This is a genomic window from Bacillus nitroreducens (assembly GCF_964021195.1).
The window spans coordinates 2,825,581-2,850,168 of the sequence record NZ_CAXHYI020000003.1; the positions used below are offsets into that span (position 1 = coordinate 2,825,581).

Sequence of the window (24,588 nt, forward strand, 5' to 3'; positions counted from 1 at the left end):
CGATTGAAACAAGGTGAAAGTGCGTATCTAGATCTATTAAAGCATGTTCTTGAAAAAGGTACGAAAAAAATGGATCGTACAGGGACAGGAACGGTATCTGTTTTTGGCTATCAAATGCGTTTTGATTTAAACGAAGGTTTTCCTTTACTTACAACAAAAAGGGTTCCATTTCGACTAATAGCAAGTGAATTGCTCTGGTTTATTAAAGGGGACACGAATATTAGATATTTACTTAAAAACAACAACAATATTTGGAATGAGTGGGCCTTTAAAAATTGGGTTGAAAGTGATGAGTACAAGGGTCCAGATATGACGGATTTTGGTAACAGGAGTTTGAAAGATCCAGAGTTTAATGAGCTATATCAAGCAGAGATGGACAAGTTTAAGTCACGTATTTTAGAGGACGAGGGTTTTGCTTCTAAATACGGAGAGCTCGGTCCAGTTTACGGAAAGCAATGGAGGTCATGGGAAACATCACGTGGTGAGTCTATTGACCAATTAAAAAATGTCATCAATCAGATTAAAAATAATCCTGATAGTAGACGTCATCTTGTCGTTGGTTATAATCCTGGAGATGTGGAATTTATGTCCTTACCGCCATGTCACAGTCTTTTCCAATTTTATGTAGCAGATGGGAAGTTGAGTTGTCAACTTTATCAGCGCTCAGGCGACCTTTTTCTCGGAATTCCCTTCAATATTGCAAGCTATGCGCTGTTAACACATCTAATTGCATTTGAATGTGGATTAGAGGTAGGGGAATTCATCCATACCATTGGGGATGCACATATCTATACAAATCATATCGAACAAGTAACATTACAATTAAGTCGTGACCCTCGTCCGTCCCCGACTTTAAAGCTGAATACCGCAGTACAATCTGTTTTTGACTTTGAAATGGACGACATTGAAATCGTAGGGTATGACCCACATCCAACCATTAAGGCACCCGTTGCGGTTTAAGGATTCCAAATTGCAAGTTCCTAGAGTATAATTTACTCTAGGACTTTTTGTGTGAGGATGATTAATATGATTTCACTATTAGTAGCAATGGATAAAAACAGATTAATTGGCAAGGATAACGATCTTCCTTGGCGCTTACCAGCAGATTTAGCTTATTTTAAACGAGTGACCATGGGGCACCCGATTATTATGGGAAGAAAAACGTATGATTCAATTGGACGCCCACTTCCTGGACGAGAAAATATCATTGTTACTCGAGACACATCGTACAAAATGGAAGGCTGTAAGGTCATTCATTCAATTGATGAGATTCTCAAATTGAATGAAGAACATGATCAGGAGCTATTTGTAATCGGTGGGGCGGAAATTTTCAAAGAGATTCTTCCATATTCTGATCGTCTGTACATCACGGAAATTGATGAGGAATTTGAAGGAGATACATACTTCCCAGCCTTTGATAAATCTGAGTGGAAGGTCATTTCAGAAGAAAAAGGCGTGAAAGACGAGAAAAATCCATATGACTATACGTTTATGGTATACGAAAAAATGTAGAAAAATTAAATAATGGGTTTATATCTAGAAGCGCTATGATTATCGTAACGAGATTATAGCGTTTTTTGCTCGTACAACAATTTGTATAAGATCAACCTAAGATAGTTAAAATGGTAAAAAGGAAAGGGTGTTTTCTAACAGATTGTTACGCAATTCAATTTGAGTACAAACAATCTTTTGAAAAAAATCCTGAGTAAAAAACAGATAGGAGCGTCTAACATGAAAAAATTAGTACAATTCACCTCTATTTTAGTTATTCTTGTTTTTATGGCAGGATGCAACAATGACGATGAAAATGTAGAGGATGTACCAGAAGATGTACCAGTTGAGGAAAATAAAACAAACACTCAGGACGATTCGAATCAAACAACAGAATCCGCTTTTCAATTTACGCATTTTGATTTAGATGTTGAATATCCTGAGAACAAAGAATATGACGTCGATTATGAAAATGAAACGGATGGAATGGAAGCTGAAATAAGGAACGATCTTGACAACAATCATGTTAAAGGGGACCAGGCATTTGAAATCTTAAGACCGATTTTTGAAGAATTCGATTTTGATAAAAATACTTCAGATGAAGACGTCGTTTCTGCCGTGACGAATGCCTTTAATTTAGATAAAGATTTTCAAAAGTTTGAGCTAGAAGTTAAGTTCCTTGACGGTACGGAGAAAGAGTATAATGTAGGAAAATAGTAAAACTTTTATGAAAAAGGGCCTGTCCCATAATACAAAGTAAGGCAAGGTAGAAAAATGAGTCTTTTTTCTACCTTGCCTTTTTGAGTTGTTCGATTTACCTCTGAAAGTAACTGGTGGGTGTGGCTACTTTCAGTATATTATGGGCTAATGTCACAACTCCCAACTTGACATACACTTTATCGAGACCCAGTAAGAGTTTGCGACGATGAGGCTCCTAGACCGACAGCAGTAAGCGAATACCTACAGCGAAAATCAACACCCAAATAGTAGCAGAACCTAAAAAATGGGGACGGTCCTAAATAGTCACTTTTTCATGACTTTTCGGACCGCCCCTTTTTCTATACTCAAATTCAATCTAAGATATAAATGGTACATCCACCACATAAAATAAAATGGAAAAAAACATGGATGCACTTCCTGCTAGTACGAACAAATGCCAAATCGCATGGTTATATGGAAGCTTTCGCCAGACATAAAACACGGCTCCAACTGTATAAAAAATACCACCAGTCAACAGCAACATGAAGCCATTAAACCCAATGCTTTCATAGATTGGCTTTATGGCAACTATAATCATCCAGCCCATTAAACAATAACATACGGTTGATAAGATCATAAATCTTTCTACAAAGAAGATTTTAAATACGATACCAATAATAGCGAGACCCCACACAATCCCAAAAATTGTCCAACCAATCCAACCTCTCAGTGTTACTAATACAAAAGGGGTATAGGTTCCCGCAATTAATAAATAGATTGCAGAGTGATCCAATATGGCAAACACTTTCTTTGCTGTTGGATGTGTGATGCTGTGTAAAAGCGTTGAGAATAAGTATAGAAGAAACATTGTTGATCCAAAGATTGAAAAACTTACTACATGCCAGATGTCCCCATATTTTACTGCAAAAATGATTAACACAACTAGTGCAGGGATGCTTAATAAGACACCAAGACCGTGTGTAATTGCATTTGCAATTTCTTCTTTTATTGATTCTTGTCTAAAAGTCATTTTTATTTTCACCTCAAACTACAATATCTTCTTCTCATCATACTGCTATTAAATATAGAATACAAATGACATATGTCATAAAAAGTAAAAGAATTATTGTTGATTTGCTTCGTAATTTAAGAGGTTTAGGTTGTAAGCGTTTTAATTTTTAGATGTAATAAAATATTTAGAAAATTTTACTCCAGAAAAGCTAATTCGTGTTATAATGAACAAATTAAATCTTTATTACTGTACTGTAGTATTGTGGAACACAGGAAAGGGGATATGGACTTCATGGCACATGAGGTAAAACAAAAATTAGATGGGATCCATGTAGAGGATATCATTAAAGCAAATCAAACATTGAAGGATGTTATAATCCATACACCTTTACAAAGAAATGAATTACTATCTGAACGTTACGAATGTAACTTATTAATAAAACGAGAAGACTTACAGATTGTTCGTTCGTTTAAAATTAGAGGCGCTTATAATCGTATTAAGAATCTAACTGAGCAAGAACTAGAAAATGGAGTGGTATGTGCAAGTGCTGGAAACCATGCACAGGGTGTAGCATTTTCCTGTTTTGCATTGAAAATTAAAGGGAAAATCTTTATGCCATCCACTACACCAAGACAGAAGGTATCACAAGTGGAGGCTTTCGGTAGGGATTATGTTGAAATCATTTTAACAGGTGATACGTTTGATGATTCTTATGATGAAGCTGTAGCATGCTGCAAAAGAGAAAATCGCACATTTATCCACCCATTCGATGATGCAGATGTCATTTCAGGTCAAGGGACCGTAGCGGTTGAAATCCTAAATGATTGTACGGAACCAGTAGATTATGTATTTGCTGCGATCGGTGGAGGAGGGCTTATTTCAGGAATCTCAACCTATATGAAGAGTATTTCTCCAAACACTAAGATTATTGGAGTTGAACCAGAAGGTGCTCCAAGTATGAAGACATCAATTGCCAATGGTGAAGTTACCACTTTGAATAAAATTGATAAGTTTGTTGATGGGGCAGCTGTTAAGACAGTTGGTGAGAAAACGTTTGAGATTAGTAATGATCTTGTAGATGACATTATTGCTGTACCAGAGGGGAAAGTGTGTACAACCATCTTAGACCTGTATAATGAAAATGCCATCGTAGCTGAACCTGCAGGGGCATTATCAATAGCTGCGCTTGATTTATACAAGGATAAGCTTAAGGGAAAGACAGTGGTTTGTGTACTTAGCGGCGGAAATAATGATATCAGCAGGATGCAGGAAATTAAAGAACGTTCAATGCTTTATGAAGGCTTACAATGCTACTTTATTGTGAATTTTCCACAAAGAGCAGGTGCATTGCGAGAGTTTTTACTTGATGTACTTGGTCCAACCGATGACATTACCAGATTTGAATACACGAAGAAAAATAACAAGGATAATGGTCCCGCTTTGGTTGGGATTGAACTTAAACATAAAGAAGACTACGACGCACTACTTAATCGAATGATGAAGAAGGGCTTCCCATTCCGTGAGTTGAATAAAGAAAACACATTGTTTAACTTGTTGATTTAATAATTCAAGAATATAACATATTTAGACAAAGACGAATGGCTTATTATCATGTATAATAAAGGAAACGGGTGAAAAAGGACTGATAGTTTGCTATTCAAAAGCCTAGAGTTCAAGAATTGTTATGGACAGAAGGTAAAGGTAATCGAAATTCCAGTATTGGAGAGAGGCAACACATATCATTTTATGCTCGATTTTCGTTTGCAAGTATTTTTGTCTAAAATTATGACAAAATCAGCTCCAAATCAAATCTATTCGTTTCGGGAATACTTAAAATCTGTTATTAAATGGACGGATTATGAACGAATTTTCCAACTAGATAAATTAAAACATAACGCCTAGTTTTAATTTAATTCAAAACCCTTAATGAAATAAGAATTTGTTGTAGAAAACAATATAGTAGTGGATTAATTCCTGGCTGAATAAAGTTAAAGCCTCAAGCGGATTCCGATTTTTTAGGGTAGTTTTTCGTGCGCAAAGATTAAAGACTTCGAGCACAACAACCTTTGGTGTCTTTATGAATCCACCTCATGACGCCCTAAAAATCTGGCGCAAAACGCCAAGGCGCATTGGATTAGAATGAACCGATTTTAAACCAATAAATCGGTTCTTTTTTTTGCTCTGAAGTAACAACATCGAGCAATTATAACCCGTTTTAAAAAAGGACAAGCTATTTATTAATAATAGATGTTTATAGTAGGAAGTGAACGTATGACAAAAATAAAAATTGTTACGGATTCGACAGCAGATTTATCAGAAAAGCAAATAAAGGAATTGGGTATCTCAGTCGTTCCACTATCGATCACCATTGATGGAGAAACGTTCCTCGATAGGATTGATATTACCCCACAGGAATTTTTAAAAAGAATGAAACAGTCTGTTGAACTCCCAAAGAGCTCACAACCAGCCGTTGGTCATTTTGTTGAATTATATGATCAATTAGGTTCTGACGGAAGTGAAATAATCTCCATCCACATGACTGCTGGAATGAGTGGCACTGTCGCATCAGCAGAAAATGCTGCTAAGTTGAGTGAAGCAAACGTTACTGTGATTGATTCGATGTATATCTCTAGGGCCCTAGCATTTCAGGTATTGGAAGCAGCAAAAATGGCTAAGAACGGGCATACGAAAGAAGAAATCCTAGAACGAATCGAAGAAATTAGAAAAAACTCAACTCTATTTGTAACGGTTGATACATTGGATAACCTTGTAAAGGGAGGCCGTATCGGAAGAGGGAAGGCATTGATTGGATCTTTATTGAATATTAAGCCAATCGCTTCCTTGCAAGATGGTGTCTATACCCCTGTTTCAAAAGTTCGCAGTCATTCGCAAATTGTAAAATATTTAAGTAAGAAATTTGCTGAGGATGTAAGTAATAAATCTATTAAGGGTGTAGCGATTGCCCAAGTGGATGCTTTGGAGCTAGCGGCTAATCTTAAAGAAGCGATTAAGAAATTAACTGGATATGTGGAAGTGGATGTTGTAGAAACCACGCCCGTTATCAGTACCCATACTGGTCCAGGAGCAATCGGATTTATGTATTATGCGGAATAAGCACAAAAAATGACGTGTGAGCGATTCACACGCCATTTTTTTACCAATAAAAGGTCCCCTGTACCTTAAATAAGCTGCTTTACTTATTATATTTCTGGTTTTGGTGTAGGTGTTGGAGCAGGGAAACCTTCTTTATATGTCTCATCAATTAATTCCCGAATTTCACTAGGTGACTTCCCGTTTGAATATTCAAGCACAGACGTAGCTGCAATGTCTAAGCAAACACCACATTTTGTGCCATGATCATCCCAGACAATTTTTCCGTCTTGATTATCATGGACAAAGCAGTCGTATGCATCACGGTGACCAACTGAATCAGCACAGCCACAATAACAAGGGATTGTTTCAAGTAAATCCTTGTGCATGGCAGCCGCTTGATAAATCGTAACCATCTCCTCTGGTTTGTCATCTAAGAAGGAAGGCAGTTGATCAATAGAGGCTGTTTCCTCACGTATATCCCCGACCACAACATGGTCTTCACTAGACGAATCATGACTTTCTTCATTTTGTCCACAACCAACCAGACCAAATACAAATACTAGAATGAGAAAGATGTATAATTTTTTCATCGTGAACAACCTTTCCATATGTTTGTAAGCTCATTTTAACATATCATAAGGAATCAACGTATTTGTTCACCGTTTTGTCAATAAAGATAAAATGCAAAAATAAGGATATCGAGATTGATATCCTTACTTTCCTTCAGATTCTTCATCTGATAAATCTAATTTTTCTCCACCAATTGAAATGTAGGACAATATATCTAAGTCTGGTTTGGCCTTTGCCATCCCTTGAATGTATGGTGTGATCGTATCCTTGAAATCTTTACTAACACCTAGCTCCTCACAGTGTCCATATACATACATCTTTTTATCATCAAAGAAGAACGAGATATATCCAAGTGCTTGTTTGTCTTGGTTAACAATGTTTAAGATTTGACATTCTTCTTTAATTACCTCTGGAGAAACAAAAATTTGCAAGACAACCTCTCCTTTACAAAATTAAGTAAATTGTACTTTCTTGAACAGTGAATCATTGGATTCTTTGCTTGGATTTTTCTTTTTCACATGAATAAGCATCATGCATAATAACCCAACGATAAGTGTTAATGAAGTAGTTGTTAGAAACATCCCAGTCCTGGACCAATTCATGAGCCAGCCATATATGGGTGGTCCAACCGCTACACCTAGGAATCGGACCGAACCATAAAGGGATGTTACAAACCCTCGTTTTTCGGTGGATACTGAACCGGTGATAAAGCTATTAATACAAGGTAGGACTAAGCCTGTTCCGATACTGCTAACTGCCAATACCGCGATGAATGGAATTAAACTTTCAAAAAAGACTAACAAGGCGAATGAAATCGTCATGAGAACAAGCCCAATAATAATGAGCTTCTTCATGAGTGGCATCTTCTTTCCGATTTTACTTCCTGTCACATAGGAAGTTGTTGTCATACATAAAAGGGGAATTGCCAATATGGCCCCTTTAAGTACACCATCTGTGTCATAGGTCGTCTCTAGAACATCAGATAAATAAAACAAAATACCAAATAATGTGAATAAGCATGTTGCTCCAGCCAAATAGGCTGTGAATAACCATCTACCTTCGTTCTTAAATACTGAGAACAGTCCTCTCACATATTTTTTCAACGGCGGTGGCTCTTTCTTTTGTTTTTTCTCTTTAACAAAGAAGATCGTAAGAAGCACAGAAATTAAGCAAAAGACTGGGAAAGCGTAGAAGGCTGCATACCAAAATAATAAAGCAAGTAGTGATCCAATAATGGGTGAGATAACTTTTCCAAAACCATTGGATGCTTCTACAAGTCCTAATACTTTGCTTTGTTTTGCACCTTTATATAAATCACCAGTTAAAGCCATTGCAATAGGGGCTGTTCCCGCAGCCCCAATCCCCTGCATGACACGACCAGCCATGATCCATAAATATGGGCTAGAAAACCATGTGGATGCAAACCCAGCAAGTAAACCACCTGAACCGTAAAGAATTAGAGCTGGTATAATGACCGCCTTTCTTGAGAACCGGTCTGAAAAATAACCGAGCAATGGGATCGAAATGGCTGCCGCAACGGAGAAAGCAGTGATCACAAGACTTACCTGAAATTGACTTATATCCAGTTCTTTTTGCATCTCTGGTAGAACAGGGATGAGCATTGAATTGCCAAGTACAAGGATGAGTGGAATAGAACTGATCGCAACAACCGTCATGGCTGTGTTTTTTTGACTGGACAAGTTTTTGCATCTCCTTCTTTTACGGTGTGTGTAAAAGGCTGGATGAACTTCATCCGTTCATCTAATTAAAAATAATAGCCTTACTATTTTTTCAATTTTTTATGATACATATTCTGTTAGTAGTTTCCAATGGGGATATTGCCTAATAACAGCCCATTCTGTACACCATTTACCTATTTTTGAATAACATATCAACTGTAAGAAGATGGGTGAATGTAACAAACATAGAACAACTACCTATGACAAATAAGATTGAACAGATAAGATGTTTTGAACCATATTCAAGACGAAGGAGGAGTAATTGTCCATGAATTTTTTAGATGTCCCAGTACGTTCACAGGGTGAACGAAGCTATGGACTTACCTCAATTGCCGATTTTGGAACACCCTTAGGTCAATTGGAGGATTATTTAAAGGATTATCATTCCTATATTGATATTGCGAAAATTGGGATCGGTTCAGCTTACGTTACCCCAAACCTTCAAGAAAAAATCAACCTCTATAAAAAATACAATGTAATCCCATATTGTGGGGGTACACTTTTCGAAAAATGCTATGTACAGGGCAAGCTGGATGAATACGCGCAGAGCCTTCAAAAGTTTGAAATTGAATGGATTGAAATCTCAAATGGGACAGTAGATATTCCACTTCATATAAGGCTTTCATTAATCAAAAAATTTAAGAAGCAGTTTCATGTCATTGCGGAGGTAGGATCGAAAGACCAAGAGAAAGAAATGCCTTTATCTGAATGGGAGCAGGAAATCAATTTACTATTAGCATCAGGATGTAAATATGTCATCACGGAGGGTAGAGATTCAGGAACAGCAGGGATTTATCATGCAAATGGTCAAGTCAATATGGATTTAATTAATCAAATTTCAACGAATGTTGAAGTCAATAAGGTGATTTTTGAAGCACCGACCCCGAAGCAGCAAATGTTTTTCATTAATCAATTTGGAACGAATGTAAACTTAGGAAATGTCAAAATAACAGATGTACTCGTATTAGAGGCGCAAAGACTTGGACTTCGTAGTGAGACATTTTTCATGGGGGAAAAGACATGGAACTTACCCTAATAAGGCATCTTCAAACTGAGTGGAACAAACGAGGTGTTCTACAAGGAAGTAAGGATATCCCCATCTTAGATCTAGATGAAACTGTCTTAGCTTCTATTGAAAAAAATAAACAAAAGTTAAAACAAAAATACTCAATCATTTTAACAAGTACTTTGACTCGAACCCAACAAACAGCCGTTGCCTATGGCTATCATGATTTTGCAATTGATCCGTTGTTGAATGAACTAGATTTTGGGATGTTCGAGGGAAAGGCAAAAAATCTTCTCATCGAAACTCACAAGAAGGAATGGTTTACAAATCCAAGTAACATAGAGCTAGGTGAAAGGATTGCGGACTTGGGCGATCGAATCCTTACTTTTTTACAAAAATATAAGGATCATGAGTCGATTTTAGTATTTGGGCATGGATCCTGGATTCGTGCATGTGTATCATATCTCAAATATGGAACGATCGATAAAATGAATCAAATTGAAATAAAAAATAACCAGTTGCTAACAATCAAGGTTCGAGAGGAGGAATACGAGATTGGGCGCCATCACATATGAAAGCTGGAACGAGGAAAGTGTTTCAAAGATTAAAGAATCAAATAAGGATTATTACGACATCTTAAAATGGGCGTATCAAACATATTCATCTGAAGATATTGTTTATGCTTGTAGTTTTGGAGCGGAAGGAATTGTCCTTATTGACCTCATTTCCAAAATAAAAAGAGATGCACGCATTGTCTTTCTAGATACTGAACTTCATTTTAAAGAAACATATGAACTTATCGATAAAATAAAAGAAAAATATCCAACTCTCAAAATTGAATTAAAAAAACCAGCCTTAAACCTAGAAGAACAAGCGAAACAACATGGTGATGAATTATGGAAGAAAAATCCTAATCTGTGCTGTCACATTCGCAAGATCGAACCGTTACATGAGGTACTGACAGGGACCAAGGCGTGGATTTCAGGTTTGCGACGTGAACAAGGACCAACGCGCAAAAACACCGAATACCTAAATAAGGATGAAAAGTTCAAAAACATTAAGATATGTCCATTAATCCATTGGACATGGGACGATGTTTGGACTTATATCAAGCTTAATAATCTTCCTTATAATGAACTGCACGATAAAAACTATCCAAGCATTGGGTGTGCTCCATGCACAAACCAAGTGCTAAATGGTGATTTACGTTCAGGAAGATGGGCCAACTCAAATAAAACGGAGTGCGGATTGCATGTGAAATAAATTGGGGGTTTTGAAAAGTGACATTAGGTAAGCCGCATGGCGGTACATTGGTTAATCGTTATAACCCAATGTTTAATTTTGATGACATTGATAAACAAATTGAACTTAGCAATATGGAGTTAAGTGATTTGGAATTACTCGCAGTAGGAGCATATAGTCCACTTGAAGGATTTGTTGGAAAAAAGGACTATGAATCGATTCTTCACTCCATGCGACTGGCAAATGGAATGCCATGGTCTATTCCAATTACCTTGGCAGTAGATAAAGCAGTTGCTAAGAAGATTTCGATTGGAGAGAAAGTACGTCTTGTTCAAGATAAAGAGGTGTATGGAGTCATTGAAGTGACTGAAAAGTATGTACCAAATAAGGAAGTAGAAGCTTTTAAGGTATATCGTACGACCGAGTCTGCACATCCTGGTGTGAAGCGGTTATATGATAGACCAAGTGTCTATATAGCGGGTCCAATCCAACTTGTGAACCGACCAAAAAAGTATAAATTCGAAACCTTTTATCTAGATCCTGTTGAAACACGAGCGGTTTTTAAACATTTGGGATGGAATAAGGTGGTGGGTTTTCAAACAAGAAACCCCGTTCATCGTGCGCATGAATACATTCAAAAGTCTGCATTGGAAGTCGTAGATGGATTATTTTTAAATCCATTAGTTGGAGAAACGAAAGCAGATGATATACCGAGCGATATTCGGATGGAAAGCTATAAGGTGCTTTTAGAAAAATACTATCCAAAAAACAGAGTGTTTCTATCTGTTTTTCCTGCAGCAATGCGGTACGCAGGTCCGAGAGAAGCGATTTTTCATGCATTGGTACGAAAAAATTATGGTTGTACACATTTTATCGTGGGGCGCGATCATGCAGGTGTGGGAAATTACTATGGAACGTATGATTCCCAAAATATCTTTAGTCATTTTACAGAAGAGGAATTAGGAATCTCACCGCTGTTTTTTGAGCATAGCTTTTTCTGTAAAAAATGTGGGAATATGGCCTCTGCAAAAACGTGTCCACATAGTAATGAAGATCATGTTATTTTATCGGGTACCAAAGTACGCGAAATGCTAAAAGCGGGGAAAAAACCACCAAAGGAATTCAGCAGACCAGAAGTCGTCGAGGTACTCATTCGGGGAATGGCGGAACAATACTCTAAAATTTAGGTGGGGAATATGGGAGAAGAACAATATATATTATGGCATCAATCAACGATAACGAAACAGGCGCGACAACAACGAAATCAACATAAAAGCTGTGTTGTATGGTTTACTGGACTTTCAGGTTCAGGTAAATCATCATTAGCGAATGCCCTCGATAAAGAGCTCTTTTCACTTGGTGTACAGAGCTATGTTCTTGATGGTGATAATATCCGCCACGGCTTAAATGCAGGGCTCGGCTTTAGTAAAGAGGACCGAAAAGAAAATATTCGAAGAATTGGAGAAGTCTCAAAGCTATTCGTGGATAGTGGGCAAATTGTCTGTACTGCATTTATTTCCCCATTTATTGAGGATCGTGAACAAGTCAGGACATTGTTTCCTGACGGGGAATTTATTGAGGTATATGTAAAATGTCCAATATCTATTTGTGAGAATCGTGATCCAAAGGGGTTATATAAAAAAGCAAGAAGCGGGGAAATTATGGAATTTACAGGTATAAGCTCCCCGTATGAAGAGCCAATTCATCCAGAACTAGTTATTGAGACCGATAAACTAACAATCTCTCAATCAGTAGATACCATCATAACCTATTTAAGAGAAAAGGAAATTTTAATGAAGTAAGAAAGTTGTTTATACTTTCTTACTTCATTTTTTTCTCCAGCCTAGTGTGGGACTCGTCATAAATGAAGGAGTATTCAAGTGATAAATGATATCAATGATATTGGTTGAGATCGTCTGACAAATAATCGCATAGAAAACAATCCAAAAATCGATAACAGACGCTGTTAGTAAGAATATGAAAAAATTTAACCAAAGCATGACTTTTCCTGGTGACCAATCATTATACTGTGCGATCATTAACGTTGGGATCACCATCCCTCCGCTAGAGGATCCACTTCGTATTAAAAGTCCGACTCCAATTCCAAAAATCATGGCGCCTAAAAGTAAATCAAGCCAGAAAAAGGGTGTTAAGAACGATCCAAAGTTTGATGCAAAACTAACGGTTACTGAAGTAATCGTAACTGCAATCATCGTTTTCACAGTCCACGTAAATCCGAAATATTTTAAAGCCAAAATTAAAAATGAAAAATTAACAATCCACAAAGAGATACCTAATGGAAATTGTAACCAGTGATTCATCAAAATGGCTAGTCCAGCAGCACCACCCGAGGGGATGTTATGAGGAAATAGAAATAAGGACATGCCAAGCCCCTGTAAAAATGCTCCAGCAACTATACAAATATAGGTTAGTACAATTCTAGGCATTTGCGAACATGACCTTTTCGATAAGTATGATAGAACCTCATAAACTCTAACCTCCTAAATGCTCTCTCCTTGTCCATTTTATGTTGCCGTACTATTCAATATGTTCGAAAATTGTTCACAGTCAATATAGTTGTATCTTTATCACAATATCTATAAAATGAGATATTGAATAGATCATGATGAATGCAGGTGAAAACGTGAAAAAAATAAAGTTTTTTGTTGTAATCGCACTTATTCTAGTTTTAGCTGCGTGTGGAAATAGTGGAATTGCCAATCCATTGAATTATGAGGTTTCGGATTTTTCCTATACGGATCAAAATGGTGAAAGCTTCAGCCTAAAAGATTTAGAAGGAAAAGTATGGATCGCGGATATGATCTTTACACAGTGTGATACAGTTTGTCCACCAATGTCAGCGCATATGGCGAAACTTCAAGGTATGGTGAAAGAAGAGGGGCTAGATGTTGAATTTGTATCCTTCTCGGTAGACCCTGATGTTGATACACCTGAAATTTTGAAAGAATATGCAGAAGGCTACAGTGATGATTTGTCTAATTGGCATTTGTTGACAGGGTATAGCTTAGATGAGATTACACAATTTGCAAAAGATAGTTTTAAGGCAATCGTGATGAAACCTGAAGGACAGGACCAAGTAATGCATGTAGTGAATTTCTATTTGGTTGATCAAAATGGTACAGTGTTAAAGGATTATGATGGGGTTTCTAACACACCATATGAGGAAATTATTGAGGATATTAAGAAAATTCAATAATAATATAAAAAGGACACCATGATGGGGTCCTTTTTCACGTTTATTTATTCTTTAGCCATTTCGGCACCATCATTCACAACTGTATGTAGTTCCTTCCAAAACAATTCATCGCTTGTGAAAGTAAGACATCCACTTAGGGGTTGATCAGAAAACTCCTCTTGCTTAACTGTTTGGCCTTGTTGTTCTTTCTTCATTCGATTACCTCCATTCTCCGATAATTTCGTGAATAATTTCACCTGGTCATTTTTGATAGAGATGACGGTGAAAGCCATCTATCTTTTGAAAGAGCATCGTTAATTTTGCTATTTCGGTCTTTAGTAACCCTTCAAAGTCTGATATTTCATTCCATTGTGGCAATTTGACTACTAAGCCTAAATCCAAAAGCTCTTGAAGATTTATTTCCTCCTGACCAGGGAGAGCATAATAGATAAAAGTAGGAATTCGCTTCCTTAAACATTCACTAATTGTGACGCCACCAGGCTTTGTGATAACGAGATCGGTTTGCTCATATAGTGCGTTCATTTCACTACGCGATGAGATGTATCGCAGTGGAATGATTCGGGGATGACGAAGTACGTTAATTTTTTCATACAAACGATTGTTTTTCCCGCAAAGGATTTGAAAGGTCATTTGCTTTGTTTCGAGCAAGGTGCTTACAAGCTCTTCGATTGCTCCAACCCCTAGACTTCCACCCATAATCGTACAAGTAAATCCAGTATCCATATCAGTTTTTCGGATTGATTTTTCTCTTAGCTTAGGGTGGACGGGAATGCCTGTGACAAAAATTTTTTCCTCGCTTACTCCTTTTTCCAATAAATATAATTTCATTTTCTGGTGAGCGACGAAATGGTAGTCAATTTCATGAATCCCCCAAAAAGTATGAATGAAATAGTCGGTATAAACATTAATAACTGGAATATCTAAAAGCCTTTTTTCTTTTAGTTTGTTTAACATGTAGGAAGGTAATGCATGAGAACAGATAATTAAATGTGGTTTCGTTTCGATAATTAGCTTGTGAACAAATCGTTTAAATAGAAATTCATAAAGGCGATAGTTTTTATCCTGTTTCATTTGTTGAAACACAGATTTTCTATAAATCCAACTGTATGTTTTCGGAAAGAGGTGGATCCATTTCAGATAGATGGAGGAGACAAGGGCCTCGATTTTTCCATACGAGTAATGTAATATATCGATTTTTTGACATTCATAATCGGATTCAAGCGAATCTATAATTGCATCAGCCACCTGGTGATGACCTGATGGGAGTTGTAGGAACGGCATAAAAAGGATTCTTTTCATGTATAACCCCTTTCAAGTTGGTCATGAATAGTTTCCAAAATGAGTGGTTTTTTTATCCTGCCTTACTTTTCCAAAATATTTTCCATACAAAAAAGAAAAAATGTTATTGAAAATAATTTTAAAAGGAGTCTACATCATGCTCGCAAAAGTGAAGGGTTGTTTCATCACCGTCTGGTCATTCTTGGACCCAATTTATTATGCACTTACAAGGCTTAGATACGTAGAAGACAAAGGGATTTTGCGAGTAAGAGTCACTAAATATAAGGGGAGGGCATGTGTTCTTTCAGATGGAACGGTAATTCATAAGAATGACTTATTAATCAAAATTCATTTACATAATGTACTTTTAATGAGGGATCTACTGGGTGTTAAGGGGGAAACTTCTCGAGCAAGAATGATTTATAAACAAGTGAAACAGGCTTTACCTGGTGTTGCTCACTTTTTACATAATCATCCAAAGAAGAATGAGATCAAAGGGATTATAGGGATTACTTCTTTAAACAAAGGGAGCGGTCGGTTAGGGTTTGAACCAATTGCAATTTCAAATAAACTCTACCTCTGGTTTAAACGGTTTGCATTTCTACCAATGTATATGATGGCAGTATCAAAATTTTCGGTGCACAGTAGTCTTAGGCGTCCAGTATATCTGTTTATGTCAAAGAATACCTTGTTTGAGTTGTATCGATAGACATCCATTCATTTCCACTAACTTTTCGAATTCTATTCTTTATAATGGAAGGAAAAGAGGTGGTGTTTTTTTGTTTAAGGTATTTTTGCTATTTATTTTATTTATAGTAGTATCTTATTTTATAAGAAAAGCAAATAAGAACACATTCGATGTGAAAGTAAATAAGATCACTGTGAAACCTGATCAAACATCCATGGAATCCACCCAATTAAATGTTTTACATCTTTCAGATTTGCATCTTGAAAATCTATCGATTACCCCAAATGAATTATATCGACAAGTGAGAAATGAAAAAATTGATCTCATCGCGTTAACAGGTGATTTTTTAGATCGTAAACGAAGTATTCCAAAACTCATTCCATATCTTGATGTTTTCAAAAAAATTGCACCCGAACATGGATCATATGCGGTATTTGGAAATCATGATTATGTACTGAAAAAGAAAAATTTTGAAGAACTAAAGCAACTTCTACAAAAAAATGGAGTAAAGACATTTCAAAATGAAAATAAGTCACTAAAGATTCAGGGACACTGTTTGAATATAATTGGAATTGATGATTTTAGTACGAAACGAAGTGATGTAGTAAAATCCTATGCGTCTTTACAACCAGGTTTTAATTTAGTGTTAACACATGATCCCAACCTTGTTTTGCATATGAAGGATTATCATTTTGATTATCTATTATCAGGCCATTTTCATGGTGGACAGATTTGTTATCCTAAACCATATCATTTGGTGAAAATGGGGAAACTTGTTAGAATGAATATGATAAAAGGATTTCATACGCATGACGGGAAACCTTTTTATATCAATGAGGGATTAGGGCAGACGGGTATTAATATTCGTGTTGGAAGTAATCCTGAAATTACGATTCACACCCTTACCCTTAGTGAACAACAAGCCGCACAACAACAAGCAATATAATGAAAAGACGTCAAATTGGACGTCTTTTTTCAGCATTTTGCTCGGAATTGACTTAATTCTTTTTTCGATTTAAAATATACCATTTAAATGAAGATATTTTGTTGAAACATGAATCCTAATAGTTATTTTTACGTATGCTATAATACTAAACTTGTAGACAGCTGTCTTACTTAGAAATGTGGTGAGGAAGATAAATAAGTTTTTAATGATTATAATCCTTAGTTTATTAATGGGTGGTTGTTCTGGGGGAACAATAGCGACAACAACAGGTGTTGCTACCAGTCATCATGATACAGGACTTAGTCCGAAGGGAGAAATCCCAGGTGATTTTATCCCGAAAGAACTTCGTATTACGGCAATTGGTGATTCGCTTACCAGAGGTGTTGGCGATGAAACAAAACAAGGCGGTTATACTTCTTTACTAGAGGAAAAGTTGCTGCAAGAAAAAGATGTCAAATCGGTATCGTTACAAAATTTCGGTGTAAAAGGCCATAAAACAACAGATTTACTTAATCGATTACAGAACGATGAAGTACAGGAAGGAATAGCGGATTCTGACATCATTATCATTACCATCGGTGGAAATGATATAATGAAAATAGTAAAGGAAAATCTTTTCAATTTATCCTTACAAGTGTTTAAAAAAGAACAGGAGAAATACGAAGTTCGACTCGAAAAAGTGCTTGAAACGATTCGAACCTATAATCAAGATGCGGAAATTGTTCTAGTAGGCTTATACAATCCATTTGGCTGGTTTATTGATCTATCTACAGAAATTAATACGATCGTTGATAATTGGAACGAGGGAAGTCAACGGATCCTATCAACATTTGACCGAACAAAATTCGTGGAAGTAGATGATGTGTTTAGCCAAACAAGTGATAATCTTTTAGCTGAAGATGAATTTCATCCAAATGCGAAAGGATATGAAATCATGAGTGAGAGGATTTTTGCCACGATTACGAACGAGTAATTTCCTTCGTTTGAGGGGGTTTTTGATGAAAATAAAAAACAAGTGGAAATTTCTGTTTCTTTCACTACTTGTCATAAATCTTACTTGTGTTCTTGTATTTGTTGGGTTACTCTTTGCACCAGCCGATGAAATAACACAGAAGAAAAATGAAGTTTCCAAGGATTATGTAAATTTGTCAGTTGAAACGAATAAAGCGGATCTTACGAGGGTTATTAATAACTTTTTGAAAAAAGAAGCAAAGAGTACTCCGCTACAGTATAAGGTTCTTTTGACAGAGCGAGTCATGCTTGTTGGGGCGATTACGGTATTCGGTAAAGAGATAGACATGGTCATGACTTTTAAACCTGAGGTACAGGAAAATGGAGATTTACGATTACAGCAAGAGGCATTTACAGTTGGGCAAGTGAGCCTACCTGTTACGTTTGTACTTAGATATATTAACGACTATTATAATCTTCCAGAATGGGTTCAGATTGATGCGAAAAAACAAGATATTTATGTCTATTTATCAGAAATGGAAATGAAGAGCGATATGAAAGTTGCGGTAGATACCTTTGATTTAAGCAAGGACGAGTTAAGGTTTAATTTAAAGGTGCCAACAGAGTAATGAGCAAATCAACAATGGTTTGCTCTTTTTTTAGGTTCTTTCTAAAAGATTGTTGCTCTTTAATCTATTAGTTAGTGTAAATCGAAGTTAACGCTCTGTTGATTTTCGTTGCGGGTAGACGCTTTTTGCAGGCATGGCCTTACTCTCCTCGTTTAGGAGAGCAAAGATATCGGTGAGACTCCGCAGTGCGAAGCGCGAGGAGGCTTATCAACCGCGCGCTAAATAGCGAAGTGTGTAGCCAGAACGGTGTCTTACGTACAATTTTAATATGTCCTTCGTATTTTCTTTGTTTGGGTTCTTTTTTGACGGGGGAAATTTTTTACAATTTGCCATTTTAGGGTACTATTTAAAAGAAGGAATGCTTGAAATACTAGATTATGTAGAAAGTGAGCTGTGTTAAATTGATTTCTGAAATCACCTCGAAAATTCGAATTGATCGGCCAGTACATGAGGTTTTTGAAGCGGTAGCTGACCCCGAGAAAATCAGAAATTATTGGTTCTCATCCAGTTCTGGAAAGTTAGAAGAGGGGAAACGAATTAACTGGGTGTACAAAGAATATAATGCAGAAGTTCCGATTTTTGTACATAAGGTTAAGGAAAACGAGAATATTGAATTCACATGGGGGGAAGGAGAAGTCGAGACGACTGTTCGTTTTATCTTTGAACAAGAGGATGGAAGTACAGTGTTAGGCGTAACAGAATTTGGTTTTAATATCAATAACCCAGAATTAGTCAGTGTTTTATTAGGGCAAAAAGAAGGTTGGATGTATATGCTCACGTGTTTGAAAGGCTATTTGGAAAATGATATTTCCACGTTAAGGGGTGCACTAATTCATTAGTATTTTTTATCCATATTTGCTAGTATTTTAATATACATATTTTTATTGGAGGTAATATCATGGCTCTTCCACATTTTGAGGAAAATTTACAAAAGTATGCGAAGCTTCTAGTTGCAAACGGACTTAATGTGCAAAAAGGTGATTGGGTTAAAATGACAATAAATGTTGACCAAGCTCCACTTGCTCGACTGGTCACAAAAGAGGCATATGCCATGGGAGCTGAAAAAGTCATTGTAAAATGGTCTGACGATGAAATCACGAAGCAACATTATTTACACCAGCCACAAGAGGTATTAACTGATATTCCTGTCTACGAAATTCAAGAATCTGATGACCATGTCTTAAACCACAAGGTTTGCCGTTTATCGATTGTTTCGAGTGATCCGAACATGTTAAGTGGGGTCGATCCTGCTAAAATTTCTGCCTATCAGAACAGAGCAGCTAAGGCATTTAAAGTGCAGCGAATTGCGACGCAAAATAATGATTTAAAATGGACGGTCGCTGCTGCAGCTGGAGCAGGCTGGGCCGCAAAGGTTTTCCCTAATCTAGCAACTTCTGAAGAACAAGTGGATGCTCTATGGGATCAAATTTTTAAAACTTGTCGGGTTTATGAAGACGATCCTGTAGCAGCTTGGGAAGAACATACCAAAACATTGAATGAAAAAGCATCAAAATTAAATGAAATTCAGTTTGACATGCTTCATTTCCGTGCTCCAGGAACGGATCTAAAACTAGGGTTACCAAAGAATCATATTTGGGATAGTGCAAAAAGTGTGAATCCAAAAGGTGAAGAATTTATCGCAAACATGCCAACTGAAGAAGTGTACACAGCTCCTGACACGAACCGTATGGACGGAGTCGTAAGGAGTACAAAACCATTAAGCTATGCAGGTACTTTAATTGAAGGCATTGAAGTTACCTTTAAAGACGGAAAAATTGTTGACATCTCCGCAGAAACGGGAGATGAAATCATGAAAAAACTTGTATTTGATAATGAGGGTGGAACAGGGCTTGGTGAAGTTGCACTAGTACCAGATCCATCACCAATTTCTCAGTCAGGAATTACGTTCTTTAATACATTATTTGATGAGAATGCTTCAAATCACCTTGCAATCGGTGCAGCTTATCCAACAAATCTTCAAGGTGGTACAAAAATGAGTGAAGAAGAACTCAAAAGTCACGGCTTAAATGTATCAACCATTCATGTTGATTTCATGATTGGTTCAAGTGAAATGGATATTGACGGTATTAAACAAGACGGTACAGTCGTTCCGATTTTCCGAAAAGGTGATTGGGCAATATAAGATGTTGTGGTCCAGGAGAATGCTTCTAAAGGAGCTTTCCTTGGGCTTTTTTGGTTTATTTACAATTGCCTATGATGAGGTGAACTTATTGCTGTTTGGCCATTTCTTCATCGACCATTTTATCTAATTTGGCAATCATGTTCTTTGCTTTGTCTTCATCAATTTGACGATAATGATGAAGTCCGCCTTCTTCTTCATCCATTTCATCAGCAAGTTTTGTAATGGCTTGAAGCGGGGTTCGTTTTATAAAGCCTTCTTCAATATAAGAATCTGTATGAAACAAAATCGCGTAAGCAACTTCTTTTGCATATTTCGGGTTTTCACCCAAACGAATTAACAATTTATGAGCTCGTTCTGCTCCTTTAATCGCATGAATGTCATTTTCTTTGTATAACGAATAATCCCATTGCCCATTTTTATACCACGTATAATGCCCCATGTCATGAAGCAATGCTGCCTTCGTAGCAAGGTCGACTGAAACATTTTGTTGCTTGGCCATTTTAAATGCATGGTATGCGCAAGCAATCGCGTGAGCCTTACCCGAACGAGATAGGTATTTCTGTGCGATTCGGTGATGATAGATGTCGGTTAGTGTAACATATCTCATTTTATCTGCCTCCTTATTTTAATAAATTTTTAGAATTTTACCATGTCTTGACATGAATATCAAGGCGTAAACATCATAATCGATAGGAAATGGGTGGAAGGAAAAGATGAACGTGTTAAAATGGTAGTTAATACGTGAGTGTGGTGATGTACAGTGTTTTTACGAAGTGTTAAATTAATGACAGATAATATACATAATGTACGGGATTATCCTTTTTCTATTCCAAGTATTCGAGGTCTCGAACAGCTTGATTTTCATGAATGTGTCACATTTTTTGTAGGAGAGAATGGCTCAGGAAAGTCCACATTACTTGAAGCGATTGCCCATCAGTGTGGGTTTCATAGTGGGGGAGGCGGACGGAATAATACGTATACGTTTGAAGAGATACCTCCTGCTTTAAGTGAGCATATTCGGCTGTCTTGGATGCCTAAGATTAATCAGGGCTTCTTTTTACGAGCCGAGAGCTTCTTTCATTTTGCTAGTTATCTTGATCGATTGGCAAAGGAGGATCCAACTTTTAACTATGAGGGATATGGGGGAAAATCACTTCATGAGCAGTCGCATGGTGAGTCATTTTTATCATTATTCTTAAACCGTTTTGGTGGACAAAGCATTTATTTATTGGATGAGCCTGAGGCAGCATTATCCCCAGCGCGACAGCTTGCTTTTTTACGTGTAATTCATGATTTGACCAAAGGGGGCAATGCGCAGTTTATTATCGCTACCCATTCACCAATCTTATTAGGGTATCCAAAGGCTCAGATTTATAATTTTGATGCAAGCCCAATTGAGGAGATTGACTATGAGGATACTGAGCATTATCAGATCACAACGGGCTTCTTGAACCGAAGGGAACAGTATTTACTTGAATTGTTTCGGGAAGATGAAGTAGATTAATACAAAAAGGGGCTGTCCAAAAAGTCACTGAAAAATGACTTTTGAGGACAGCCCTCATTTTTTGTTTTTTGGGTTTACTAAAAAATCTGGTGTTGATTTCCGCTGCAGGTACTCGCTTTCCGCGGGCGGTCCGGGAGCCTCCTCGTCGCAAGCTCCTGCGGGGTCTCCCCTGGCCACGCTTCTCCCGCAGGAGTCTCGTACCTTCCGCTACAATCAACAAGGTTACAAAATTTAATAGTATTGACTCGTAACTTTTAAAAAAACTCACGAAAAAATCATCCTTTTTAGTAAAATGAAGTTTTAGGTGATCGTAATAGTTATTCTAAAACGGACAAAGATGCCACCTTCATGCGTATGAAAGAAGATCATATGAAAAATGGCCAACTTAAGCCAGGATACAACGTACAAGTAGGAACAGAAAACCAGTTTATTCTATACTATACAATACATCAACGCTTAACAGACACTCGGTGCTTCATCCCTCAAATGGAGAAACTGGCAGCTTCTTCTTTACCAATACCCAAAACGGTTATTGCCGATGCAGGATATGGTAGTGAGGAGAATTATGTTTACGCTGTCGGAGATGAGAAAGAGCAACGATTCGAGTTTCTTATTCCGTATGGAAGCTATGTACAGGAACAAACCCGTAAATATAAAAATGACATCAAAAACACAAAAAAATTGGACTTACGTGGAAGATGACGACTATTTTATTTGCCCGAAAGGAATGAAAGTAACGTTTAAAAAATACCTGAATAAAAAGAATAAATCTGGCTACGAGCAAAGTTCCAAAATATATGAATGTGAAGATTGTACCGATTGTCCACTAAAAGCACAATGCACAAAAGCAAAAGGGAATCGTCAGTTTCATTGGAATACGATTTTTGAAGAAATGAAAGCCAAGGCTAAAACAGCCCTTGAATGTGATGAAAAGTCCGCTATCTACGCAGAACGTAAAGTTGAAGTAGAAAGTGCGTTCGGTCACATCAAGGGCAATAGGTCGTTTCGCAGATTTTCTCTGCGGGGGCTCGACAAAATATATGTCGAGTTTGGAATTGTGGCATTAGCCCACAATATATTGAAAGTAGCAGGCATACGCCAGCTACTTTCAGAGAAAAATCAAAAAAAACAAAAAGGCAAGGGAGAAAAACGGTCGTTTTTTCTCCCTTGCCTTTTTTTTAGGACTTATCGGACAGCCCCTTTAGATCAAATGTAAAATTGCTCCACCGAGGGCGCCTGTTACAACTACAATCCAAGGTGGGAGTTTCCAATAGACAAGCATGCTAAACAAAATGGCAGCAAAAGCAAAATCAATTGGTTCGAACACGGAACTAGTCCATATCGGGTAGTAAAATGCAGAGATTAAGATTCCAACAACTGCAGCATTAACCCCCATTAATGCACCTTTTATCTTCGGATTTCGGCGCAAAGAGTCCCAGAATGGCAACGTACCTAAAACCAATAGGAACGCTGGAAGGAAAATCGCGACGGTTGCGAGTAATCCACCTTGCCATCCATTTATCACGGCCCCAAGATACGCTGCGAATGTAAATAGCGGTCCTGGTACAGCTTGTGTCGCACCATATCCAGCTAAAAATGCCTCTTCACTAAGCCAACCAGTTGGGACAAATTCTCGCTCTAATAAAGGCAGGACAACATGGCCACCACCGAAAACAAGAGAGCCAGAACGATAAAAACTATCAAACATTGCAATCCACTCGATCGACGTGATATCCCTAACGACTGGCAAAATAATCAGTAATCCAAAAAATAATGCTAAGCAGAAAATAGCGAGTCCTCGAGATACTGGAAACTGTAACTTCGTCGTTTCATTGTCAGTTTGATTTTTAAACAGAACAAACCCTACAACTGCAGCGAGTAGAATCACTCCAATTTGTGTAAAGGCTGACTGCCATAATAGTGTTCCAACTAGTGCAACTAGTGCAAGTGCTTTTCTCGGTAAATCAGGAGTTAATTTTTGTGCCATTCCGAGAATGGCATGTGCTACAACAGCTACTGCAACTAATTTTAATCCATGAATCCAGCCAGTTGTACTAATATCTAACCCTTGAAGAAGGAGGGCAAATAAAATGAGTGCAATGACGGAAGGTAATGTGAAACCAATAAAAGATACAATCCCACCTAGAACGCCTGCACGTATGACGCCTATTCCAATTCCAACCTGACTACTTGCAGGTCCAGGTAAAAACTGACATAAGGCCACTAAGTCCGCATATGTCTTTTCATCCATCCATTTACGACGTCGGATGTATTCTTCGTGAAAATATCCTAAATGGGCAACTGGTCCTCCAAATGAGGTCAGCCCAAGTCTTGTTGAGACGAGAAGAATTTCCAGTAAATTTTTCATTCAGTTCTCCTT

Annotated in this window: 30 protein-coding genes; 21 read left to right on the forward strand and 9 right to left on the reverse strand. The window is 37.3% G+C overall.

The window, feature by feature from the left end; translation table 11 throughout:
• The first annotated feature begins 3 nt into the window (after positions 1-3).
• From ACWPVE_RS17635 to ACWPVE_RS17645, 3 genes are all read left to right on the forward strand, one after another.
• Positions 4-960 (forward strand): thymidylate synthase, encoded by a 957-nt coding sequence (locus ACWPVE_RS17635; protein ID WP_453995625.1) that lies wholly within the window; start codon positions 4-6, stop codon positions 958-960.
• 66 nt (positions 961-1,026) lie between these two features.
• Entirely contained in the window at positions 1,027-1,512 is a 486-nt protein-coding gene (locus ACWPVE_RS17640; protein ID WP_453995627.1) for a dihydrofolate reductase, read from the forward strand.
• Between the two features lie 219 nt (positions 1,513-1,731).
• Complete coding sequence (locus tag ACWPVE_RS17645) at positions 1,732-2,208, forward strand: YusW family protein (protein WP_453995629.1); 477 nt, start codon at positions 1,732-1,734, stop codon at positions 2,206-2,208.
• A 358-nt stretch (positions 2,209-2,566) separates the two neighbouring features.
• Here ACWPVE_RS17645 and trhA read toward each other — a convergent pair whose 3' ends face one another.
• Positions 2,567-3,220: a PAQR family membrane homeostasis protein TrhA gene (gene trhA, locus ACWPVE_RS17650; RefSeq protein WP_453995631.1), complete on the reverse strand. Its 654-nt coding sequence runs from the start codon at positions 3,218-3,220 to the stop codon at positions 2,567-2,569.
• A gap of 273 nt (positions 3,221-3,493) precedes the next feature.
• Here trhA and ilvA point away from each other — a divergent pair, with 273 nt between their 5' ends.
• The 3 genes from ilvA (at position 3,494) to ACWPVE_RS17665 (ending at position 6,316) form a co-directional block, all read left to right on the forward strand.
• A complete protein-coding gene (gene ilvA / locus ACWPVE_RS17655; protein WP_453995633.1) occupies positions 3,494-4,765 on the forward strand; it encodes a threonine ammonia-lyase IlvA in 1,272 nt (423 codons plus the stop codon).
• Positions 4,766-4,852: 87 nt separating this feature from the next.
• Positions 4,853-5,104 carry a DUF2535 family protein gene (locus tag ACWPVE_RS17660; protein WP_453995635.1) on the forward strand — a complete coding sequence of 84 codons (252 nt, stop codon included), beginning with the start codon at positions 4,853-4,855 and terminating at the stop codon, positions 5,102-5,104.
• A 369-nt stretch (positions 5,105-5,473) separates the two neighbouring features.
• Positions 5,474-6,316: a DegV family protein gene (locus ACWPVE_RS17665; protein ID WP_453995637.1), complete on the forward strand. Its 843-nt coding sequence runs from the start codon at positions 5,474-5,476 to the stop codon at positions 6,314-6,316.
• A gap of 86 nt (positions 6,317-6,402) precedes the next feature.
• On the opposite strand, the gene ACWPVE_RS17670 is transcribed toward ACWPVE_RS17665, so the two are convergent.
• The 3 genes from ACWPVE_RS17670 to ACWPVE_RS17680 all read right to left on the reverse strand — a co-directional run bounded on the left by ACWPVE_RS17670 (position 6,403) and on the right by ACWPVE_RS17680 (position 8,541).
• Complete coding sequence (locus tag ACWPVE_RS17670; protein ID WP_453995639.1) at positions 6,403-6,885, reverse strand: PCYCGC motif-containing (lipo)protein; 483 nt, start codon at positions 6,883-6,885, stop codon at positions 6,403-6,405.
• A gap of 123 nt (positions 6,886-7,008) precedes the next feature.
• Positions 7,009-7,296 carry a hypothetical protein gene (locus ACWPVE_RS17675; protein WP_453995641.1) on the reverse strand — a complete coding sequence of 96 codons (288 nt, stop codon included), beginning with the start codon at positions 7,294-7,296 and terminating at the stop codon, positions 7,009-7,011.
• 21 nt (positions 7,297-7,317) lie between these two features.
• Positions 7,318-8,541: an MFS transporter gene (locus ACWPVE_RS17680; protein ID WP_453997615.1), complete on the reverse strand. Its 1,224-nt coding sequence runs from the start codon at positions 8,539-8,541 to the stop codon at positions 7,318-7,320.
• A gap of 331 nt (positions 8,542-8,872) precedes the next feature.
• On the opposite strand from ACWPVE_RS17680, the gene ACWPVE_RS17685 reads away from it, so the two are divergent.
• Genes ACWPVE_RS17685 through cysC form a run of 5 tightly spaced genes read left to right on the forward strand, consistent with a single transcriptional unit; the run spans position 8,873 to position 12,654 of the window.
• A complete protein-coding gene (locus tag ACWPVE_RS17685; protein WP_453995643.1) occupies positions 8,873-9,640 on the forward strand; it encodes a phosphosulfolactate synthase in 768 nt (255 codons plus the stop codon).
• Positions 9,625-10,185, forward strand: a complete 561-nt coding sequence (locus ACWPVE_RS17690) for a histidine phosphatase family protein (RefSeq protein WP_453995645.1) — start codon at positions 9,625-9,627, stop codon at positions 10,183-10,185. The genes ACWPVE_RS17685 and ACWPVE_RS17690 overlap by 16 nt, the downstream gene beginning before the upstream one ends.
• Positions 10,166-10,873 carry a phosphoadenylyl-sulfate reductase gene (locus tag ACWPVE_RS17695; protein ID WP_453995647.1) on the forward strand — a complete coding sequence of 236 codons (708 nt, stop codon included), beginning with the start codon at positions 10,166-10,168 and terminating at the stop codon, positions 10,871-10,873. The genes ACWPVE_RS17690 and ACWPVE_RS17695 overlap by 20 nt, the downstream gene beginning before the upstream one ends.
• Before the next feature lie 17 nt (positions 10,874-10,890).
• Positions 10,891-12,039 carry a sulfate adenylyltransferase gene (gene sat, locus ACWPVE_RS17700; protein ID WP_453995649.1) on the forward strand — a complete coding sequence of 383 codons (1,149 nt, stop codon included), beginning with the start codon at positions 10,891-10,893 and terminating at the stop codon, positions 12,037-12,039.
• A gap of 9 nt (positions 12,040-12,048) precedes the next feature.
• Positions 12,049-12,654 carry an adenylyl-sulfate kinase gene (cysC, locus tag ACWPVE_RS17705; RefSeq protein ID WP_453995651.1) on the forward strand — a complete coding sequence of 202 codons (606 nt, stop codon included), beginning with the start codon at positions 12,049-12,051 and terminating at the stop codon, positions 12,652-12,654.
• A 24-nt stretch (positions 12,655-12,678) separates the two neighbouring features.
• Here the strand turns inward: cysC and ACWPVE_RS17710 are convergent, their stop codons facing one another.
• Positions 12,679-13,299 carry a YitT family protein gene (locus tag ACWPVE_RS17710; protein ID WP_453995653.1) on the reverse strand — a complete coding sequence of 207 codons (621 nt, stop codon included), beginning with the start codon at positions 13,297-13,299 and terminating at the stop codon, positions 12,679-12,681.
• A 176-nt stretch (positions 13,300-13,475) separates the two neighbouring features.
• Between ACWPVE_RS17710 and ACWPVE_RS17715 the strand changes: the two genes are divergently transcribed.
• Positions 13,476-14,069, forward strand: coding sequence for an SCO family protein (locus ACWPVE_RS17715; protein ID WP_453995655.1), 594 nt, complete (start codon positions 13,476-13,478; stop codon positions 14,067-14,069).
• Positions 14,070-14,113: 44 nt separating this feature from the next.
• On the opposite strand, the gene ACWPVE_RS17720 is transcribed toward ACWPVE_RS17715, so the two are convergent.
• On the reverse strand, positions 14,114-14,263 hold the full coding sequence (locus ACWPVE_RS17720; protein ID WP_453995657.1) for a hypothetical protein: 150 nt from the start codon (positions 14,261-14,263) through the stop codon (positions 14,114-14,116).
• A 46-nt stretch (positions 14,264-14,309) separates the two neighbouring features.
• A complete protein-coding gene (locus ACWPVE_RS17725; RefSeq protein WP_453995659.1) occupies positions 14,310-15,368 on the reverse strand; it encodes an MGDG synthase family glycosyltransferase in 1,059 nt (352 codons plus the stop codon).
• Between the two features lie 136 nt (positions 15,369-15,504).
• Between ACWPVE_RS17725 and ACWPVE_RS17730 the strand changes: the two genes are divergently transcribed.
• The 6 genes from ACWPVE_RS17730 to ACWPVE_RS17755 all read left to right on the forward strand — a co-directional run bounded on the left by ACWPVE_RS17730 (position 15,505) and on the right by ACWPVE_RS17755 (position 20,704).
• Positions 15,505-16,056 (forward strand): YkoP family protein, encoded by a 552-nt coding sequence (locus ACWPVE_RS17730; RefSeq protein ID WP_453995661.1) that lies wholly within the window; start codon positions 15,505-15,507, stop codon positions 16,054-16,056.
• A 70-nt stretch (positions 16,057-16,126) separates the two neighbouring features.
• Positions 16,127-16,981 (forward strand): metallophosphoesterase, encoded by an 855-nt coding sequence (locus tag ACWPVE_RS17735; RefSeq protein ID WP_453995663.1) that lies wholly within the window; start codon positions 16,127-16,129, stop codon positions 16,979-16,981.
• Between the two features lie 205 nt (positions 16,982-17,186).
• Complete coding sequence (locus ACWPVE_RS17740) at positions 17,187-17,954, forward strand: SGNH/GDSL hydrolase family protein (protein ID WP_453995665.1); 768 nt, start codon at positions 17,187-17,189, stop codon at positions 17,952-17,954.
• A 25-nt stretch (positions 17,955-17,979) separates the two neighbouring features.
• Positions 17,980-18,561 (forward strand): YpmS family protein, encoded by a 582-nt coding sequence (locus tag ACWPVE_RS17745; protein WP_453995667.1) that lies wholly within the window; start codon positions 17,980-17,982, stop codon positions 18,559-18,561.
• Between the two features lie 401 nt (positions 18,562-18,962).
• Positions 18,963-19,400 carry an SRPBCC family protein gene (locus ACWPVE_RS17750; RefSeq protein ID WP_453995669.1) on the forward strand — a complete coding sequence of 146 codons (438 nt, stop codon included), beginning with the start codon at positions 18,963-18,965 and terminating at the stop codon, positions 19,398-19,400.
• A 59-nt stretch (positions 19,401-19,459) separates the two neighbouring features.
• A complete protein-coding gene (locus ACWPVE_RS17755) occupies positions 19,460-20,704 on the forward strand; it encodes an aminopeptidase (RefSeq protein ID WP_453995671.1) in 1,245 nt (414 codons plus the stop codon).
• A gap of 85 nt (positions 20,705-20,789) precedes the next feature.
• On the opposite strand, the gene ACWPVE_RS17760 is transcribed toward ACWPVE_RS17755, so the two are convergent.
• Positions 20,790-21,311, reverse strand: a complete 522-nt coding sequence (locus tag ACWPVE_RS17760; protein ID WP_453995673.1) for an HD domain-containing protein — start codon at positions 21,309-21,311, stop codon at positions 20,790-20,792.
• Between the two features lie 153 nt (positions 21,312-21,464).
• Between ACWPVE_RS17760 and ACWPVE_RS17765 the strand changes: the two genes are divergently transcribed.
• The 3 genes from ACWPVE_RS17765 to ACWPVE_RS17775 all read left to right on the forward strand — a co-directional run bounded on the left by ACWPVE_RS17765 (position 21,465) and on the right by ACWPVE_RS17775 (position 23,424).
• Entirely contained in the window at positions 21,465-22,208 is a 744-nt protein-coding gene (locus ACWPVE_RS17765; RefSeq protein ID WP_453995675.1) for an AAA family ATPase, read from the forward strand.
• Positions 22,209-22,556: 348 nt separating this feature from the next.
• Positions 22,557-22,910, forward strand: a complete 354-nt coding sequence (locus ACWPVE_RS17770) for a transposase (protein ID WP_453995677.1) — start codon at positions 22,557-22,559, stop codon at positions 22,908-22,910.
• Positions 22,867-23,424 (forward strand): transposase, encoded by a 558-nt coding sequence (locus ACWPVE_RS17775; RefSeq protein WP_453995679.1) that lies wholly within the window; start codon positions 22,867-22,869, stop codon positions 23,422-23,424. Before ACWPVE_RS17770 ends, ACWPVE_RS17775 begins: the two co-directional genes overlap by 44 nt.
• On the opposite strand, the gene ACWPVE_RS17780 is transcribed toward ACWPVE_RS17775, so the two are convergent.
• Positions 23,410-24,576, reverse strand: a complete 1,167-nt coding sequence (locus ACWPVE_RS17780) for a chromate transporter (RefSeq protein WP_453995681.1) — start codon at positions 24,574-24,576, stop codon at positions 23,410-23,412. The two genes, ACWPVE_RS17775 and ACWPVE_RS17780, sit on opposite strands and share 15 nt — an antisense overlap.
• Positions 24,577-24,588: the final 12 nt, after the last annotated feature.